General features: G+C 60.1%; 17 protein-coding genes and 3 tRNA genes. 14 read left to right on the top strand and 6 right to left on the bottom strand.

The genetic code is table 11. The features are described from left to right. Positions 1-33 precede the first annotated feature (33 nt). A complete protein-coding gene (ada, locus tag LCH64_RS01130) occupies positions 34-1,101 on the top strand; it encodes a bifunctional DNA-binding transcriptional regulator/O6-methylguanine-DNA methyltransferase Ada (protein ID WP_226499225.1) in 1,068 nt (355 codons plus the stop codon). On the opposite strand, the gene LCH64_RS01125 is transcribed toward ada, so the two are convergent. Further along, positions 1,098-1,556 (bottom strand): GyrI-like domain-containing protein, encoded by a 459-nt coding sequence (locus LCH64_RS01125; RefSeq protein ID WP_226499224.1) that lies wholly within the window; start codon positions 1,554-1,556, stop codon positions 1,098-1,100. The two genes, ada and LCH64_RS01125, sit on opposite strands and share 4 nt — an antisense overlap. A 60-nt stretch (positions 1,557-1,616) precedes the next feature. After that, the gene (locus LCH64_RS01120) at positions 1,617-2,600 is read right to left on the bottom strand and encodes an MDR family oxidoreductase (protein WP_226499223.1); all 984 of its coding nucleotides are present in this window, start codon (positions 2,598-2,600) and stop codon (positions 1,617-1,619) included. Between the two features lie 190 nt (positions 2,601-2,790). Between LCH64_RS01120 and LCH64_RS01115 the strand changes: the two genes are divergently transcribed. The 13 genes from LCH64_RS01115 to LCH64_RS01055 all read left to right on the top strand — a co-directional run bounded on the left by LCH64_RS01115 (position 2,791) and on the right by LCH64_RS01055 (position 15,638). Further along, positions 2,791-5,253, top strand: coding sequence for an autotransporter (locus LCH64_RS01115; protein WP_226499222.1), 2,463 nt, complete (start codon positions 2,791-2,793; stop codon positions 5,251-5,253). A gap of 114 nt (positions 5,254-5,367) precedes the next feature. Next, positions 5,368-6,432: a nitronate monooxygenase gene (locus tag LCH64_RS01110; RefSeq protein WP_226499221.1), complete on the top strand. Its 1,065-nt coding sequence runs from the start codon at positions 5,368-5,370 to the stop codon at positions 6,430-6,432. Between the two features lie 170 nt (positions 6,433-6,602). Next, positions 6,603-7,370: a molybdate ABC transporter substrate-binding protein gene (gene modA, locus LCH64_RS01105; protein ID WP_226499220.1), complete on the top strand. Its 768-nt coding sequence runs from the start codon at positions 6,603-6,605 to the stop codon at positions 7,368-7,370. Next, a complete protein-coding gene (gene modB, locus LCH64_RS01100) occupies positions 7,371-8,051 on the top strand; it encodes a molybdate ABC transporter permease subunit (protein WP_003225407.1) in 681 nt (226 codons plus the stop codon). It begins immediately after the preceding gene. A 3-nt stretch (positions 8,052-8,054) separates the two neighbouring features. Then, a complete protein-coding gene (modC, locus tag LCH64_RS01095; RefSeq protein ID WP_003225408.1) occupies positions 8,055-9,134 on the top strand; it encodes a molybdenum ABC transporter ATP-binding protein in 1,080 nt (359 codons plus the stop codon). A 69-nt stretch (positions 9,135-9,203) separates the two neighbouring features. Next, positions 9,204-10,232, top strand: a complete 1,029-nt coding sequence (locus LCH64_RS01090) for a DNA topoisomerase IB (RefSeq protein WP_103522285.1) — start codon at positions 9,204-9,206, stop codon at positions 10,230-10,232. A 146-nt stretch (positions 10,233-10,378) separates the two neighbouring features. Further along, positions 10,379-12,004 (top strand): ABC-F family ATP-binding cassette domain-containing protein, encoded by a 1,626-nt coding sequence (locus LCH64_RS01085; protein WP_226499219.1) that lies wholly within the window; start codon positions 10,379-10,381, stop codon positions 12,002-12,004. Positions 12,005-12,074: 70 nt separating this feature from the next. Then, entirely contained in the window at positions 12,075-12,305 is a 231-nt protein-coding gene (locus LCH64_RS01080; protein WP_003225411.1) for a hypothetical protein, read from the top strand. A 122-nt stretch (positions 12,306-12,427) separates the two neighbouring features. Beyond that, the gene (locus LCH64_RS01075; protein WP_003225412.1) at positions 12,428-12,658 is read left to right on the top strand and encodes a hypothetical protein; all 231 of its coding nucleotides are present in this window, start codon (positions 12,428-12,430) and stop codon (positions 12,656-12,658) included. Between the two features lie 107 nt (positions 12,659-12,765). Next, positions 12,766-13,050 (top strand): hypothetical protein, encoded by a 285-nt coding sequence (locus LCH64_RS01070; protein WP_003225413.1) that lies wholly within the window; start codon positions 12,766-12,768, stop codon positions 13,048-13,050. A gap of 206 nt (positions 13,051-13,256) precedes the next feature. Beyond that, positions 13,257-13,763: a peptide-methionine (S)-S-oxide reductase MsrA gene (gene msrA, locus LCH64_RS01065; RefSeq protein ID WP_103485138.1), complete on the top strand. Its 507-nt coding sequence runs from the start codon at positions 13,257-13,259 to the stop codon at positions 13,761-13,763. A gap of 782 nt (positions 13,764-14,545) precedes the next feature. After that, on the top strand, positions 14,546-14,764 hold the full coding sequence (locus LCH64_RS01060) for a hypothetical protein (RefSeq protein ID WP_045122476.1): 219 nt from the start codon (positions 14,546-14,548) through the stop codon (positions 14,762-14,764). Positions 14,765-14,861: 97 nt separating this feature from the next. Beyond that, on the top strand, positions 14,862-15,638 hold the full coding sequence (locus LCH64_RS01055; protein ID WP_226499218.1) for a hypothetical protein: 777 nt from the start codon (positions 14,862-14,864) through the stop codon (positions 15,636-15,638). Between the two features lie 232 nt (positions 15,639-15,870). Here the strand turns inward: LCH64_RS01055 and LCH64_RS01050 are convergent. From LCH64_RS01050 to pgsA, 4 genes are all read right to left on the bottom strand, one after another. Next, positions 15,871-15,957, bottom strand: a tRNA-Leu gene (locus LCH64_RS01050). 194 nt (positions 15,958-16,151) lie between these two features. Continuing rightward, a tRNA-Cys gene (locus tag LCH64_RS01045) sits at positions 16,152-16,225 on the bottom strand. 46 nt (positions 16,226-16,271) lie between these two features. Continuing rightward, positions 16,272-16,347 (bottom strand) — tRNA-Gly (locus LCH64_RS01040). A 60-nt stretch (positions 16,348-16,407) separates the two neighbouring features. Beyond that, positions 16,408-16,968 carry a CDP-diacylglycerol--glycerol-3-phosphate 3-phosphatidyltransferase gene (pgsA, locus tag LCH64_RS01035; protein ID WP_003225417.1) on the bottom strand — a complete coding sequence of 187 codons (561 nt, stop codon included), beginning with the start codon at positions 16,966-16,968 and terminating at the stop codon, positions 16,408-16,410. Positions 16,969-16,984: the final 16 nt, after the last annotated feature.

Raw genomic sequence — 16,984 nt, 5'->3', positions numbered from 1 at the left:
ACCTGAATCAAACAGGTCAACGGACTACTCGCCATGAAAAAGCTGTCGCCAATCATCAACGTTGAAACCGATCCACGCTGGGCTGCCGTCGTTGCGCGGGATCCTCGGGCTGACGGGCAGTTTGTCTACGCGGTGAAGACCACCGGCATCTATTGCCGCCCGAGCAGCCTGTCGCGGTTGCCCAAGCCGCAGAATGTCGAATTCTTCGACAACGCCGAAGCCGCCGAGGCGGCGGGTTACCGCCCGAGCAAGCGCACCAGCAAGGATCAGACTGACGTCGCCAGCCAACACGCCGCGACTGTGGCGATGGCCTGCCGCCACATCGAGTCTTGCGAAACGGCGCCCGCGCTCAGCGAGCTCGCCGAAGCTGCCGGCCTCAGTCCTTTCCATTTTCACCGGATGTTCAAGGCCGCTACCGGCCTGACGCCCAAGGGTTACGCAGCGGCGCATCGCTCGCGCAGGGTGCGGGAACGGCTCGCGGGTGGCGGCTCGGTCACTGATGCGCTGTACGACGCTGGTTTCAACTCCAACAGTCGCTTTTACGAATCAGCCGACAAGGTCCTGGGCATGAAGCCCGGAGACTATCGCGCTGCCGGGCGCAACAACGACATTCATTTTGCCGTCGGCCAATGCTCGCTCGGGGCGATTCTGGTGGCGCAAAGCGAACGCGGCGTGTGCGCGATTCTCTTGGGCGATGATCCGCATCAACTGGTCTGCGACCTGCAGGATCAGTTTCGTCAGGCCAACCTGATTGGCGCCGATGCCGGATTCGAACAGTTGATCGCCAAAGTGGTGGGTTTCATCGAAGCCCCGGCACTGGGCCTCGACTTGCCACTGGACGTACGCGGTACGGCGTTTCAGGAACGGGTGTGGCAGGCACTTCGGGAAATCCCGGCGGGCCGCACCGCCAGTTACGCCGAGATCGCTCAACGCATTGGTGCGCCGACCTCCATGCGCGCCGTGGCGCAGGCGTGTGGCGCCAACCGTCTGGCCGTAGCGATCCCCTGCCACCGCGTGGTGCGCAGCGATGGCAATCTCTCGGGGTATCGCTGGGGCGTAGAGCGCAAGCGCCAACTGCTGGAGCGCGAAACGCAGCCTTAGCGCACGCCGATGCAGACCGACACGGACTCGGGGCCGGTATAGGCCTCGAAGTCGGTAGCGTAACGGCGCTGGATCTGCGGATTCTCCTCAAAGAACTTCCAGATCTTTCCCCAGGTCGAGATGACCGCGTCAGGCAACGGCCCCTGCGCTTCGAATACCAGATACTCGCCCGCTTCGATCAGGACCGACTCGAAGTCTTTGGTCGGGGCATTCACGGCGACACCGGCAGTGACATCGAACTCACCCGAGGCATCCGACTCGTAAGCCGAATACACGCCATAAATGGCTGAGTTTGCTGACTTGCCCGGGATGGTTTCGGCCAACTCCTCGCCGAAAAACCGCCCCCACATCGGGCCGATTTTCGCGGTTTCGGGTTGGTGCTCTGTGGCGTTGGTGGTACGCACGCGCAGGCCGGCAACGGTGAAGGCGTCGATTTGCTGTCGTTTCAAATCCATCGAAATTGCCGCTCCCTGAATAGAAATGCGGCCACACGGGCCGCAATGACGCCTACTTTGTCAGCGATTGACGTCGACCACAACCCTGCCGCGAAGCTGTCCGGCGAGCAACTTGGGCGCCGCGTCGATGGCCTCGCTCAGGGCGATTTCATGACTGATCAAGGGCAACAGGGCGAAGTCCAGATCCTTGGCCAGACGCGCCCAGGCCTCGATCCGCCGCGCTTTGGGCTGAGTTACGCTGTTGATCCCCGCCAGCGTCACGCCGCGCAAAATGAACGGCGCCACCGACGCCGGAAAATCCATGCCCTGAGCCAGACCGCAGGCAGCGACGGTGCCCTCGGCGCGGGTACTGGCGCAAGCGTTGGCCAAGGTGTGACTGCCGACCGAATCGATCACCCCGGCCCAACGTTCCTTGGCGAGCGGTCTGCCCGGCTCGGACAAGGTTGCGCGGTCGATGATCTCACTGGCGCCCAGTTGTTTCAGGTACTCATGCTCGGACACCCGGCCTGTGGACGCCACAACGCGATAACCGAGCTTGCTGAGCAAGGCGATGGCGAAACTGCCCACCCCGCCATTGGCGCCGGTCACCAGCACTTCGCCCTGATCCGGGGTCACGCCGTTACGCTCCAGCGCCAGAATGCACAGCATCGCCGTGTAGCCGGCGGTACCGATGGCCATGGCTTGCGCGGCGGTAAAGGCTTTGGGCAACGGAATCAGCCAGTCGCCATTGAGCCGCGCCTTCTGCGCCAGCCCGCCCCAGTGACTTTCGCCCACCCCCCAACCATTGAGCAGCACCTGATCACCGGCCTGGTAGTCGGGATGCGAACTGACTTCCACCGTGCCCGCCAGATCGATCCCCGGCACCATCGGAAACTTGCGCACCACCGGACTGCTGCCGGTAATCGCCAGACCGTCCTTGAAGTTCAGCGTGCTGTACGCAACCTTCACCGTCACGTTGCCTTCAGGCAACTGCGCTTCGCTGATCTGCTGCAGGCTGGCGTGGTAACTGCTGTCGTCTTTGTCGATCAAAATGCCGTTGAACATGGCTGCCTCTCAATCAATGAATTCAATTCCTCGTGCCCTGAAATAACACAAAGCAACACATTGCCCCACCCGACTTTGCGCCAATTCGCAAATCCGCCAAGTCATTGTGAAGCGGGCGGCTATGCTTTTTCGACGGTCGTGCTTTCGCTGTCATCCCTGCTGAAAGCGGCCCCTGTCGATGGAGCTGACAATGCCTTACCCGCGCTCATTGCTAGCGATGCTGATGCTGTGCCTGCTGATCATTGGCAATGTCTGGGCTGCCCCCGCTGCCGCGACCAAAGCCCCTGCTGCCGACTCCGCTGCGAGCGCGCCGACATGGCCGCAAGTGATTACCAGCGGCAAGGCCAGACTCACCGTGTATCAGCCGCAACTCGACAGTTGGGATGGCTACACCCTCAATGCCCGGGCCGCCGTCGAAGCCACCGGAGCCGATGGCAAACCCACTTTCGGCATTGTCCAGTTCAGCGCGCACACGCTGGTCGACAAGGCCACGCGCTGGGTCGCGCTGGATCAATACAAGATCATCAAGGCCGACTTCCCCGCCGATGCCAGTCAGGCCGACGTCTGGCTTGGAGCCCTGCAAAAAGATGCCGAAAGCCGCAGGAAAACCATATCCCTCGATCAACTCGAAGCCGCGGTCGGCGTGCTGTCGGCAGAGCAGAAAGCCGACAGCGCGCCACTGGAAAATACCCCGCCCGCGATCATCAGTTCCGACGTCCCTGCCCTGCTCGTCTACATCGATGGCGACGCCGTGTACCGGGAGGTCGATGGCACCGGGCTGCAACGGGTGATCAACACCCGTCCGCTATTGCTCAAGGACGCCGAGGGCAAACACTACCTGCACGTGTTCGACGGCTGGATGGTCGCTGACAGCCTCAGGGGCGAATACACCCGCCTGACCACACCACCGGCCGATCTGGAGAAGGCCAAACAGGCGGCGATCCAGAGTCGTCAGGTCGATTTGCTGACCGGCCAGAGCGATCCGAAAGACAAGGTTCCGAGTCTGGCCAAATCACCGCAACCGAAAATCTTCATCGCCACCACGCCCACTGAACTGATCGTCACCGACGGCGCGCCGCAGTGGCTGCCAATACAGGGCACCCGTCTGCTGTATGTGAGCAATACCACCGGGCATATCTTCAAGGAAATCGGCGACCAGAACAGTTACGTGCTGATCTCCGGCCGCTGGTTCCGCGCCGCTGACATGCAAGGCCCATGGACCTTCACCCCGGCTGACAAACTGCCGGCAGACTTCGCCAATATCCCGGATGACAGCCCGAAAGAGAACGTCAAGGCGTCGGTCGCCGGCACGCCACAGGCCAGGGAAGCCGCGATCGCTGCAACCATTCCGCAAACCTCGGCGATCAAGAAAAGCGCAGTGAAAATGACCGCGCCGCAGTTCGATGGCGAGCCGCAGCTGAAGGCGATCAACAGCACGCCGCTGCAATACGTGGTCAACAGCGCGACGCCGATCATTCGGGTCGACAACGACAGCTGGTATGCGGTGGAAAACGGTATCTGGTTCACCGCCACCTCGGTTAACGGGCCTTGGGCCGTGGCCAGCTCCGTACCGGCGGTGATCTATTCGATCCCGCCGAGTTCACCGATGCATTACCTCACCTACGTCAAAGTCTACGAATCCAGCGGCGACACCGTGGTGGTGGGCTACACCCCCGGCTATCAAGGATCGAATCTGGATCCGGCCACGGGTGTAGTGGTCTATGGCACCGGTTATCCCTACACACCGTGGGTCGGCAGCGTCTGGTACGGGCCGCCGGTGACCTACGGTTTCGGCGTCGCCATGCGCTACACGCCGTGGACTGGCTGGACCTTCGGTTTTGGCTTCGGCTGGAGCTGGGGCGGCAACACCGTGGCGATGGGTTGGGGCTGGGGTGCTTATCCATGGTGGGGCAATTACGGCTGGGGATACGACTGGGGACCGCGCCTGTACCCCGCGCCGCTGGCCTGGGGCGGCGCCGCTTACGGCTATCGCGGGGGCGCCGTGGCCTGGGGGCCCGGTGGCTGGGCCGGCACCACCGGCAATATCTATCGGCAATGGGGCGACCGCGCGACCGTAAGCCGTTATGGCGCCGGGTACAACGCCTGGACCGGCAATCGCTGGGCCGGACAGGTCGGCTCCTCCTACAACTCGCGCACCGGCATTGCGGCCGCAGGCCAGCGCGGTGCCGTACACAATGTCTACAACGGCAATTACGCGGCCGGGCGCAGTGGTGAGGTGGTCGGGCCGAACGGTGGTGCCATCGCCGGTGGAAAAGTGACCGCAGGCAACGCTCGCAATGGCACCCAGGTCACCGCCAATCGTGGCGCGGTGTACAACCCCAACACTGACAAGACCACACAATATGGCAGCGTGAAAGGACGTAACGGCGGCGCCGCGCGAGTGGGCGACAACGTCTATGCCGGGCACGACGGCAACGTCTACAAGAAAACCGACAACGGTTGGCAATCGATGGTCAAGGGCAGCCCGACTCGCACGGCACCGGTCAACAACAATGCCCAGTTGCAAAACCTCAATCGCGAGTCGGCCGCACGTAACTTCGGCAACCAGCGAACCAACAACTTTCACAATTCCTCGCAAGTCATGAACCGATCATTTGGAGGCGGCGGTGGCGGTGGTTTTCATCGACGCTGACGGCGCGCGACTGTCCGTGTGCGAAAAAATCGGACTGGCCCTGGGGCCGGTTTAGCTGTTAAAAAACCGGTTCTGCCGTCCCTGCCCCGCTTCATCGTTCGGAGAACCGCTTCCATGAGCCAATGGCCTGACACCCGCATCCTTGACCTGCTCGGTATCGAGCTGCCGATCATCCAGGCCCCGATGGCCGGTGCCACGAACTCGTCCATGGTGATCGCCGTGTGCAACGCGGGCGGCTTGGGTTCGATGCCGGCCGCGATGCTGAGCATCGAGCAGTTGCGCGAAGAACTGAAGACCATTCGCGAGCACACTCGCAAGCCGTTCAACGTCAATTTCTTCTGCCACCAGCCACCGGCCGCCGATGAACAGCGCGCGCAAGACTGGAAGAATCTGCTGGAGCCGTACTACCGCGAACTGGGTGTCGATTTCGACGCACCGACACCGGTTTCCAACCGGGCGCCATTCGATGCGGCAGCGTGCGAAGTGCTCGAAGAGTTTCGCCCGGAAGTGGTGAGTTTTCACTTTGGTCTGCCGGAGAAATCCTTGCTGGATCGGGTCAAGGCCACGGGTGCGAAAATTCTCTCGTCCGCCACCACTGTCGATGAAGCGGTGTGGCTTGAGCAAAACGGTTGCGACGCGATCATCGCCATGGGTTACGAGGCTGGCGGGCACCGCGGGATGTTTCTCAGCGATGACCTGAGCAGCCAGGTCGGCACCTTTGCTCTGGTTCCGCAGATCGTCGATGCTCTGAAGGTGCCGGTGATCGCTGCCGGGGCCATCGCCGATGCGCGCGGTGTGGCCGCGGCGTTGCTGCTCGGCGCGTCAGCGGTACAGGTCGGCACCGCGTATCTGTTCACTCCGGAAGCGAAAGTCAGCGCCTCGCATCACCAGGCGCTGCGTACCGCCAAGGAAAGTGAAACCGCGATGACCAACCTGTTCACCGGCCGTCCGGCTCGCGGCATTCTCAATCGGGTGATGCGCGAAATCGGGCCGATGTCGCCCATCGCCCCGGCGTTCCCGCTGGCTGGCGGGGCGCTGATGCCATTGCGCGCCAAAAGTGAAGCGCAATTCAGCAACCTCTGGGCCGGTCAGGCTTTCCCGCTGGGCAAGGAGCTGAGCAGCGCCGAACTGACCCAGAAGCTGGCGCAAGGCGCGCTGGAAAAATTGGTCCGTCGCTGATCCGATCCAGGGTGAGGCACGGTACAGCTTCATCCTGTATACAACAGCACTTCCTGTTTAGCGGCGTTTCGCTATATATTTCGCTATATAGCGTTTCACCCCCCTCGCATCGGTGCAGTCCACCCACAACAATAACTGCCCTCTGCACTCGCCCATAACGGAGCTGTTACATGACCATTCGTGCCTCACGTTTTGCCCCAACCTGCCTGGCTTCCCTGCTGGCGGTATTCGCTTTCGGCGCCGCTCAGGCTGATGAAGTGCAAGTGGCGGTTGCCGCCAACTTCACCGCACCGATCCAGGCAATTGCTGCCGATTTCGAAAAAGACACCGGGCACAAACTGGTCGCCGCCTACGGTGCCACCGGTCAGTTCTATACCCAGATCAAGAACGGCGCACCGTTCGAAGTGTTCCTCTCGGCTGACGACACCACTCCGGCAAAACTGGAAACCGAAGGCGACACCGTCAAAGGCTCGCGCTTCACCTACGCCATCGGCACCCTGGCACTGTGGTCGGCGAAAGAAGGTTACGTCGATTCGAAGGGTGAAGTCCTGAAGAAAAACGAGTACCAGCACCTCTCCATCGCCAATCCGAAAGCCGCGCCATATGGCCTGGCCGCCACTCAGGTGCTGGAAAAACTTCAGCTGACTGAAGCGACCAAAGCCAAGATCGTCGAAGGCCAGAACATCACTCAGGCCTATCAGTTCGTGTCCACCGGCAACGCTGAACTGGGCTTCGTGGCGCTGTCGCAGATCTACAAGGACGGCAAGGTCACCAGCGGTTCGGCGTGGATCGTTCCGGCCGACATGCACGACCCGATCAAACAGGACGCGGTGATTCTCAACAAAGGCAAGGACAGCGCCGCCGCCAAAGCGCTGGTTGAATACCTCAAGGGCCCGAAAGCCGCTGCGGTGATCAAGTCCTACGGTTACCAGCTCTAAATGTCGCTGACGAGTGCCGACTTCGCGGCGATCTGGCTGACCCTGAAACTGGCGTCCCTGACCACCGCTATCCTGCTGGTCGTCGGCACTCCGATTGCCCTGTGGTTGTCGCGCAGCCGTTCCTGGCTGCGCGGCCCCATCGGCGCAATCGTCGCCCTGCCCCTCGTACTGCCGCCGACCGTGATCGGCTTCTATCTGCTGCTGGCGATGGGTCCCAACGGCTTTCTCGGCCATTTCACTCAGTGGCTGGGCCTGGGCACCCTGACTTTCAGCTTCACCGGGCTGGTGATCGGTTCGGTGATCTATTCCATGCCGTTTGTGGTGCAACCGTTGCAAAACGCGTTCTCGGCGATCGGCACCCGCCCACTGGAAGTGGCCGCAACCTTGCGCGCCAATCCATGGGACACTTTTTTCAGCGTGATCCTGCCTCTGGCCCGCCCCGGTTTCGTGACCGCGGCGATCCTCGGCTTCGCGCACACCGTCGGTGAATTCGGCGTCGTACTGATGATCGGCGGCAACATTCCCGACAAGACCCGAGTGGTCTCGGTGCAAATCTACGACCATGTCGAGGCCATGGAATATGCCCAGGCCCATTGGCTGGCCGGGGCGATGCTGGTGTTTTCGTTTCTGGTGTTGCTGGCGCTCTACTCCAGCCGCAAGACCCGCGCGGGCTGGAGCTGATCAATGATTGATGCACGTCTGAAAATCGCTTATTCGGGTTTCAGCCTGGATGTCGATCTGCATTTGCCAGGGCGTGGCGTGACCGCGCTCTACGGTCATTCCGGCTCAGGCAAGACCACCTGCCTGCGTTGTATCGCCGGCCTTGAGCGGGCCGAACAAGGTTTTATCAAGGTCAACGACGAAGTCTGGCAGGACAGCGAGCGACGAATTTTTGTCCCGCCGCACAAACGTTCAATCGGTTATGTGTTCCAGGAAGCGAGTCTGTTTCCGCACCTGTCGGTACTGGCCAACCTGCAGTTCGGCCTCAAACGCATCGCCAAGGCCCAGCGTAGGGTCGACATGGCGCAGGCCACCGAACTGCTGGGCATCGGCCATTTGCTGGAGCGCCATCCGCAGCACCTGTCCGGCGGCGAACGCCAGCGTGTCGGCATCGCCCGCGCACTGTTGACCAGCCCGAAACTGTTGCTGATGGATGAGCCGCTGGCCGCCCTCGACAGCCAGCGCAAAAACGAAATCCTGCCGTACCTGCAACGTCTGCACGATGAGCTGGAGATTCCAGTGCTCTACGTCAGCCACGCGCAAGATGAAGTGGCTCGCCTGGCCGATCATCTGGTGTTGCTCAGCGACGGCAAGGCCCTGGCCAGCGGCCCGATTGGCGAAACCCTCGCCCGGCTGGATCTGCCAATGGCGATGGGCGATGACGCCGGGGTGATCATCGAAGGCCAGGTCAGCGCCTACGATGCCGAGTACCAGTTGCTCAGCCTGCAATTGCCGGCCACCGCCATGAACATCCGCGTGACTCACGCGCCAATGGCAGTCGGCCAAGCCCTGCGCTGCAAGGTGCATGCGCGGGACATCAGTCTGGCCCTGCACAACAGCGAGGCCAGCAGCATCCTCAATCGCTTGCCGGTTACCGTGGTCAGCGAGCTGGCGGCGGACAATGCCGCGCATGTGCTGATTCGTCTCGATGCCGGCGGCACACCGCTGCTGGCGCGGATCACGCGGTTTTCCCGGGATCAGCTCGGCATACACCCGGGCCAGCATTTGTGGGCGCAGATCAAGGCCGTCGCCGTACTGGCCTGAATTCGTTGGCACGACGGCCATGGCGCGCGGTCAATCGCTGTAACAGAGCGATTCGCCAAGGACACTGCCATGCCCGACACCGCGCCAGCCGACGTGCTCCCACCCGACCTGCATTACGTCGACGATACCCAACCCGGCCTGACCCGCAAAAAACTGCGCGGCAAGTTCGCCTATTTCGATCCGGCCGGGCAGCGCATCACCGACCCTGATGAGATCAAACGGATCAATTCGCTGGCAGTGCCGCCGGCCTACACCGACGTGTGGATCTGCGCCGATCCGCGTGGCCATTTGCAGGCCACTGGCCGCGATGCCCGGGGCCGCAAGCAGTATCGCTATCACCCACGCTGGCGCGAGGTGCGCGATGCAGACAAGTACTCGCGCTTGCGTGAATTCGGCCTGGCGCTGCCAAAACTGCGCAAACAGCTTGAAACGCTGCTGGATGCTCCCGGCTTCAGTCGCGACAAAGTGATGGCCACTGTCATCACGCTGCTCGACGCCACGCTGATCCGCGTCGGCAATACCCAGTACGCACGGGACAACCGTTCCTATGGCCTGACTACCCTGCGCAGCCGGCATGTCGAGGTCAACGGCAGCGCGATTCTATTCCAGTTTCGCGGTAAAAGCGGCATCGAACACCAGATCACCGTGAAAGACCGGCGCCTGGCGCGCATCATCAAGCGTTGCCTGGAAATCCCCGGACAGAATCTGTTCCAGTACCTGGACGAAAACGGTGAGCGACACTCCGTCAGCTCGCACGACGTCAACACCTATCTGAAAACCCTCACCGGCGCCGACTTCACTGCCAAGGATTACCGAACCTGGGCTGGCAGTGCGCTGGCCCTGGCGGTATTGCGCGAACTGCAATGGGAGTCGGAAACCGAGGCGAAACGGCATGTAGTGGAGATGGTCAAGAGCGTGTCCAAACAGTTAGGCAACACCCCGGCGGTGTGCCGCAAGTGCTACATCCATCCGGCTGTGGTCGAGCGTTTCCTGCTCGGTGCGCTGGCCGAATTACCACGCCCGAGAGTCCGCAAGGGCTTGCGCTCCGAGGAAGTGGCGCTGGCGATGTTTCTTGAGCAAATGATGGATGCGCCTTGATCTGCGCTGGATGGGTGGTCTAGGCTAGCCACCTTTCCCCCTTCAGGACGACCGCAGAAAGTGAACAATCAAGCCTTCTGAAAATGTAATCGCGATAAGCGCTGAATAGCGCCTGTCAGTGTTCACGACATTTTTCGGAGGTGCCGATGACTCACGTCTCGCGTACGCCTGCCCTCGTCTCCCTGAATCAAACGACTTTTCAGTTCGCTAATGGCGAGACGATTTTCAACGAGCTGAATCTGCAATTCGATCACACCTACACCGCAATCGTCGGGCGCAACGGCGTCGGTAAAAGCGTGCTGGCCAAGCTGATTGCCGGACACTTGCAACCGACTGCCGGCAGCGTGACTTGCTCGGTTCCCCTGGCCTATGTGGCGCAAACATTCATCGCCGACGCGGGACAGACCGTGGCCGACGCCACGGGCACCGCTGCCGCCCTTCGCGCATTGCAACGGCTGCAGTGCGGCGAGGCGTCGACGGAAGATTTCGACATCCTCGGCGAACGCTGGGATCTGCCCGAACGCCTGCGCCAATGGCTGGATGACGCCGGTCTGCCGGACGTCGCCCCCACGGATTTGACCCAACCGCTGAGCGGCGGCCAGCAAGCACGATTGGCGTTGATCGGGGCATTTCTGAATCCGCTGCGCCTGTTGGTGCTGGATGAGCCGACCAACCATCTCGACGGCCCCGGCCGCGACTGGCTGATGAACAGGCTGGAGCATTGGCGCGGCGGATTGATCGTCATCAGCCACGACCGCCAATTGCTTGAGCGCATGCGGCGTATCGTCGAGCTGACGCCGCGGGGTGCCACGGTGTACGGCGGCAATTTTTCCACTTACCAGCAGCAACGACAGATCCATCAGGCGGCGGCGCAAGCGACGCTGGATCAAAGCAGAACCGAGCGCCGGCGCGAGCAGCAGCGCTTGCAAAACGAACACGACACCATCCAGCGCCATGCTGCCCGCTCACTGCGCAACGCCAGAACCGCCAATGTCTCGGGTTTCGAGCGTGCAGGCCTCAAAGGTGCCGCGAGGCAGATCATGGGCCAGGTGCGACATGGTCATCAGCAGCGCAAATCGGAGCTCGACGCGCAGGTGCGTGATGCCTACGCCAACGTGCTCCCGGACGATGTGGTACTGATGAACCTGCCCGGCAGCGCAATACCGCCTGCGCGCCGGGTCTGTACGCTGGTGGACGTGCGTCTGCCATGGCTGCCGGCGCAGCTGTTCAACCTCGCGCTGAGCGGGCCTGTGCGCGTCGCCGTCAATGGTCCGAACGGCTGCGGCAAATCGACGTTGCTCAGGTTGCTCGCGGGCCAACTGCATCCCGCCAGCGGCGAATGCGTCACCCATGTTCCCGTGGCTTATCTGGACCAGCATCTGAAGTTGCTGGACGACGGTCTCAGCGTCATCGAGCAACTGATCGCGCTTCAGAGCCCGTTGAGTGAAAGCGCACTGCGCAGCCACTTGGCTCACCTGCAACTGGACGCGCAACGGGTGACCCGACCGAGCATTTCACTGAGCGGTGGCGAACGCCTGAAAGCCGCACTGGCGGTGGCATTGTGGGGCAAGACGCCCGCGCAACTGTTGTTGCTCGACGAGCCGAGCAATCATCTGGATCTGGCGTCGGTGCAAGCTTTCGAACAGGCATTGCAGACGTTTCCCGGTGCAATTGTCGCGGTTTCCCACGATCCTGACTTTCTGCAAGCCTTGAAACCGACGCATCGCCTGGATGGGTATCGCGAGGGATGGCGGCTGCAACCGACGAACTGACTGTCTATTTTTTGCACGATCGGCCACGGCTTCTATAGTTGATCTGACACCCATTTGCTGTGGTGACGCCATGGAAGACATATTTGTCGTGAAGCGCTGCAACAAGATCATCATTCACGGCCGGCGCGCCGGGGAAAGCCAGCATGAACCCGCCGAGGCCAGCAGCTGGTTTCGGATCAACGATACCCGCACCGGCGGCTTCATCGGTGATGGCTACGACCTTGAGGAAGAGGCCCGACACGAATGCCGACGGCTCAATGCGGCCAGCTCGCCAATGCTGGCGCGCCAAACAGCCGGCTGATGCAATTGACAGGCGGGGTCTATACTCAAGGCAGCTGACGGACCAGCGCCCCAACGGCAGACAGCTCGCAACCCGCGAGCTTTTTGCTGCCTCTCAACGGTTTGTCTGAACGGAGGTGTTCCATGTCCGAAAAAGAGTCCATCACCACCCTCCTCACCCTGCTCGACTCCCGTCAGGCGCGCCTTGCCGCGGCCTGCAAGGAAATCGCCGACTGGGTCGATCATCAAGGCGGGCACCCGACCGCCCTGCGCATCCGTGATCGCCTTAACGACATCGAAAAAGACACGCCGCTGATCCGCCGCACTCTGTCTTCGCTAGAACCCGTCGAACGGCCGTTGCCTCGCTTCAGATGATTGCACAGCGATAAACGACAGTCTCCTGGCCTACCGCTTGGCCGATACAGCGAACGCCTGCTGCCGTGAGGGGTCATAACCTGTACACGTCACCCAGGAGACTGTTCATGGTTATCCATTTCAAAACAGACGGACATCTGGCTTGTGGTCATAAGGGCAACAACCTAGCCTCGAGCCTGGAACTCAATCGCGTCAAATGCCGCAGCTGCCGCAACACCGATGCCTACAAGGAAGCGCGCAAAACCCAGCGCAATGCGGCACGGCGCGCGGCTCGCCACACCAAGGCTGACCACGGCGCGTCGAACTGGCGTACGGAGTGGATCGAACGACTGACCGCGCTGGCTGGGCCGCAGCGCCTGCCACGGGGCTTTTTCGGGCAAGCGTTTGTATAACCGCTTGATGTGGTGTCTTTAGTACATCACTCGATGTGAACTGCCCGAATTCAGCTCGAACCCATCAATGCCCTGGCCTTATCGTCAGGGCTTTTTGTTGAAGACACCGGATCGAGCAGCCCGTAATCCTGAATCAGGCTTGCAAATAGCCAACACGCCCGCATAACCAGAACCGTATCTACAGTCACCGAGAGGCAAAAAAGATCATGACCGGACAAACCGAAACCGCGATTCTCGCCGGCGGCTGCTTCTGGGGCATGCAGGACCTGCTGCGGCGTTATCCTGGCGTGCTGAAAACCCGCGTCGGTTACACCGGCGGCGAGGTGCCGAATGCCACCTACCGCAACCACGGCAACCACGCCGAGGCCATCGAAATCATCTTCGACCCTGCCCTGATCAGCTACCGGCAGATCCTCGAGTTCTTCTTCCAGATCCACGACCCCAGCACGCCCAACCGCCAAGGCAACGATCTCGGCCCTAGCTATCGTTCGGCGATTTATTACCTCAGCGACGAGCAACGCGACATCGCCGAGGACACCGCCGCCGACGTCGACGCTTCTGGTCTTTGGCCGGGCCGAGTGGTCACCGAAATCGAACCTGCCGGACCGTTCTGGGAAGCGGAACCGGAGCATCAGGACTACCTGGAGCGGATACCGAATGGCTACACCTGCCACTTCATCCGCCCGAACTGGAAACTGCCCAAGCGCGGCTGACAAGACACCTGCTTAATCATTCCACGCACGGCGTTGGCCTTAACCAAGGCCGGCGCCGAACGTCGCCGGTTTACCGCGTTACGAAACCTTACTGTATTGAAAAAAGATCGATGGTTGATTGCGCGACGACTGTTTGCGCACTTCCAGAATCGATCATTTTGGCGAGTCCGTCCTTAGCACAGTTCAAGCGCCCGAGGATGAACATACGTTCATCGCAAGCATGGCTCAATGCGTCTAGCCTGCGGGTTCCAACATAGTGCCTACAGGAGTACCCCACCATGTTCTCGCACGAAAGCCTCCCGCTGATCGCCATTTTCATCATCATGCTGCTGTGCGTGCTTGCAGCGTTTTTACACCCGGTTCACGCTTTCTTCAGCTGGGTTCGCCGGCGTAGGGAAAGAGCGTCTGCCCGGACTCGGGAAGAAGTAAATTCGCGCTGAGTGATTCCTCTGACAGGCCCGGATACGTCCGGGCTTTTTGTTTCCTGCCAATCAGCACAATATTTTTCAAGAGGGTGAAGCGGCCTTGCTCACGTAACCACCACGACCTGGTTAAGTACCCTCCCATCCACCTGCTGGAGAATCTCTTCAGCAGTCGAGTCCGCAACGGGCATGACCAATGCTGGTCTCGACATCGTCGAAATGTAACTCCAGCAGACGCATTGCAACATCCTGGACGCGAAGCATCGTGTCGCGCTCTATTGACACCCTGCCAATTGGTTGATGGCCAAACAGCGACCATAGCTGGCAACCTCTCATTTTTAATGATTGATCGAATAGGCTATGCCCACTGAAGCAATTACCGTCATGGCAATGGCACGCTCAAACTTCGGGTATCTCAGCGAAGCCCGAGATGAAATTCAGCTTCTTGCGCTGAAGAGCAGTTCGATCAGCTTTAACCAGGCACTACAAATATCCGGAATGATCACTCACGACGAATTGACATGTCTTACAGAAGAACTGGAGACCGTCTGCCTGGCTTGGTACAGCCTGCGCATTTAGTCCCCGGCGCAGTCCGAATCTTCCACCTGCCCCTGTCAGATGAATGAAAACCCCGCTCAGTAGCAGGCATACCGCACTTCACTTAAGGATGAGCATCATGAACGATGATTTGAAGCAGTCAGGCTCGACTACTACCACACAGACCACCACCTCGCTGGAGCAGGTGAAAACCGGAAGAGCCTTGGATTTCACCTGGGCGCCTAACACCAACACGACGACCACCACTGTATCGGCAGACTTTGTCGACTATCGAGTCGATACCACCCAAGGCAGCCCGACTGGAGACAGCCACTCCATTGCACGATTTACCTATGTTCAGGGCAACGGTGGCGGTCAGATCAGCCAACTTTTTCTCGAAGAAATGCGCGCAGGAGTACGCGCCAACACCCAGATCGGGCTGATGGTAGGACGAAAGTGGGTTCTGGACCCCAATGGCGAAGTCTCGGGCAGCATCGGCACCTATGTGGTCGAGCAATTCGATGACATGCGCGCCAGTGTGAATTATGTCGGCTCCTTCGCACGCGTCTTCGCCGACCCGAGGATGGTCAGCTACCACGCCGGCGGCCACGTTCACACCAATGTCTCGATCACCGGCAGCAGGCCCCTGACCATGGCGGATTCAGGTAAGTCGATCCTGGTCATTAGCGACACAGACGTCACGCTGACGATTGGTGACGATGTGATTGAGGGGTTCAAGGCGACACTAATCCAGGCTGCCGCCGGAAAGATCAACATTGCAGTGTCGAACAATCACATGATCTACAGCAACGCCGGAACCCGCACCCGTACGCTCGCCCCTCTAGACGAGTTGGAAGTCAGTACCTTCCCATTCGGGCCGGTGTACTTGGCCTTCCGTGTCAAACCCACAGCCTGAAGAACGTCGTGCGCTGGCCGAACCCGCTCTAAATGCCATCTTGATCAAATCATGGCGCGGAAGTCTGCGCAGGAGATTCGACATGGCCTGAGGGCAAATGAGTTGAAGCAGCTGAATCACAAGGGCAAAAAGGTCATGCCCGCAAGGTAAATGGCTGATCAAGTCCAAAATGGCGGACCGGAAACAAACAAGGGTTTGCCTCAGCTTTCGCCCGCAAACCCTTGATTTTAGATGGTGCCCGAAGCCGGAATCGAACCGGCACGCCCTTACGAGCGGGGGATTTTAAGTCCCATGCGTCTACCAGTTTCGCCATTCGGGCGGTAGCGCGGTGTAGTGCTCATGTCAGTCGATCAGCACACCTGACAATGTTGAGCCTTGTGAAGCAGAGCGGGAAATATATACATCACGTCCCGGTGAAGCAAGTTCACAGTAGCTGATTTCAAGACTAAATCTTGCAGCGCACTGGAAATAAAAAAGCTCCGTAAATCATGGATCTACGGAGCTTGTTTATAGTGGAGGCCGAGGTCGGAATCGAACCGGCGTAGGCGGATTTGCAATCCGCTGCATAACCATTTTGCTACTCGGCCTCAAACGGTCGCTGTTTAGTAGCACAACAACAACCGCGTACAAACTTGGAGCGGGAAACGAGACTCGAACTCGCGACCCCGACCTTGGCAAGGTCGTGCTCTACCAACTGAGCTATTCCCGCTTGGTGTGGCGCATTCTATAGATTTCAGAAGCCCCGTCAACCCTTTGATTCAAAAAAGTTTTATTTCTTTTCAACGTCGGTTTTCAGATGCGGCCAAGCGGCCCGCAGGTATTGAACCATCGACCACAATGTCAGGCCCGCCGAGATCATCAGCAAGGCATAACCCAACAAGACCCAGAAGCTGAAGTCACGCGGATTGGCCAGCAGGATCACCAGCGCCAGCATTTGCGCCGCGGTTTTCCACTTGCCGAGATTGGACACCGCTACATGCGCGCGAGCGCCGAGTTCGGCCATCCATTCGCGCAAGGCCGATACGACGATCTCACGGCCAATGATCACGGCAGCGGGAAGTGTCAGCCACAAGTTGCCGTGTTCCTGCACCAGAAGTACCAGCGCGACCGCCACCATCAACTTGTCGGCAACCGGATCGAGAAACGCACCGAACGGCGTGCTTTGTTCCAGGCGGCGGGCCAGGTAGCCATCCAGCCAGTCAGTTGCTGCGGCAAAAGCGAATACCGAGGCGGAAGCCATATAGCTCCACTGGTAAGGCAAGTAAAACAACAAAATGAAGATCGGTATGAGCAGGACGCGGAGAACGGTAATCAGATTAGGGATATTCATCGGCACAACTGGCTAC

This window comes from Pseudomonas sp. MWU16-30322 (genome assembly GCF_020515535.1).
GTDB classification, from domain to species: Bacteria; Pseudomonadota; Gammaproteobacteria; order Pseudomonadales; family Pseudomonadaceae; genus Aquipseudomonas; species Aquipseudomonas fluorescens_H.
This window is presented reverse-complemented; position numbering and strand designations above follow the sequence as displayed.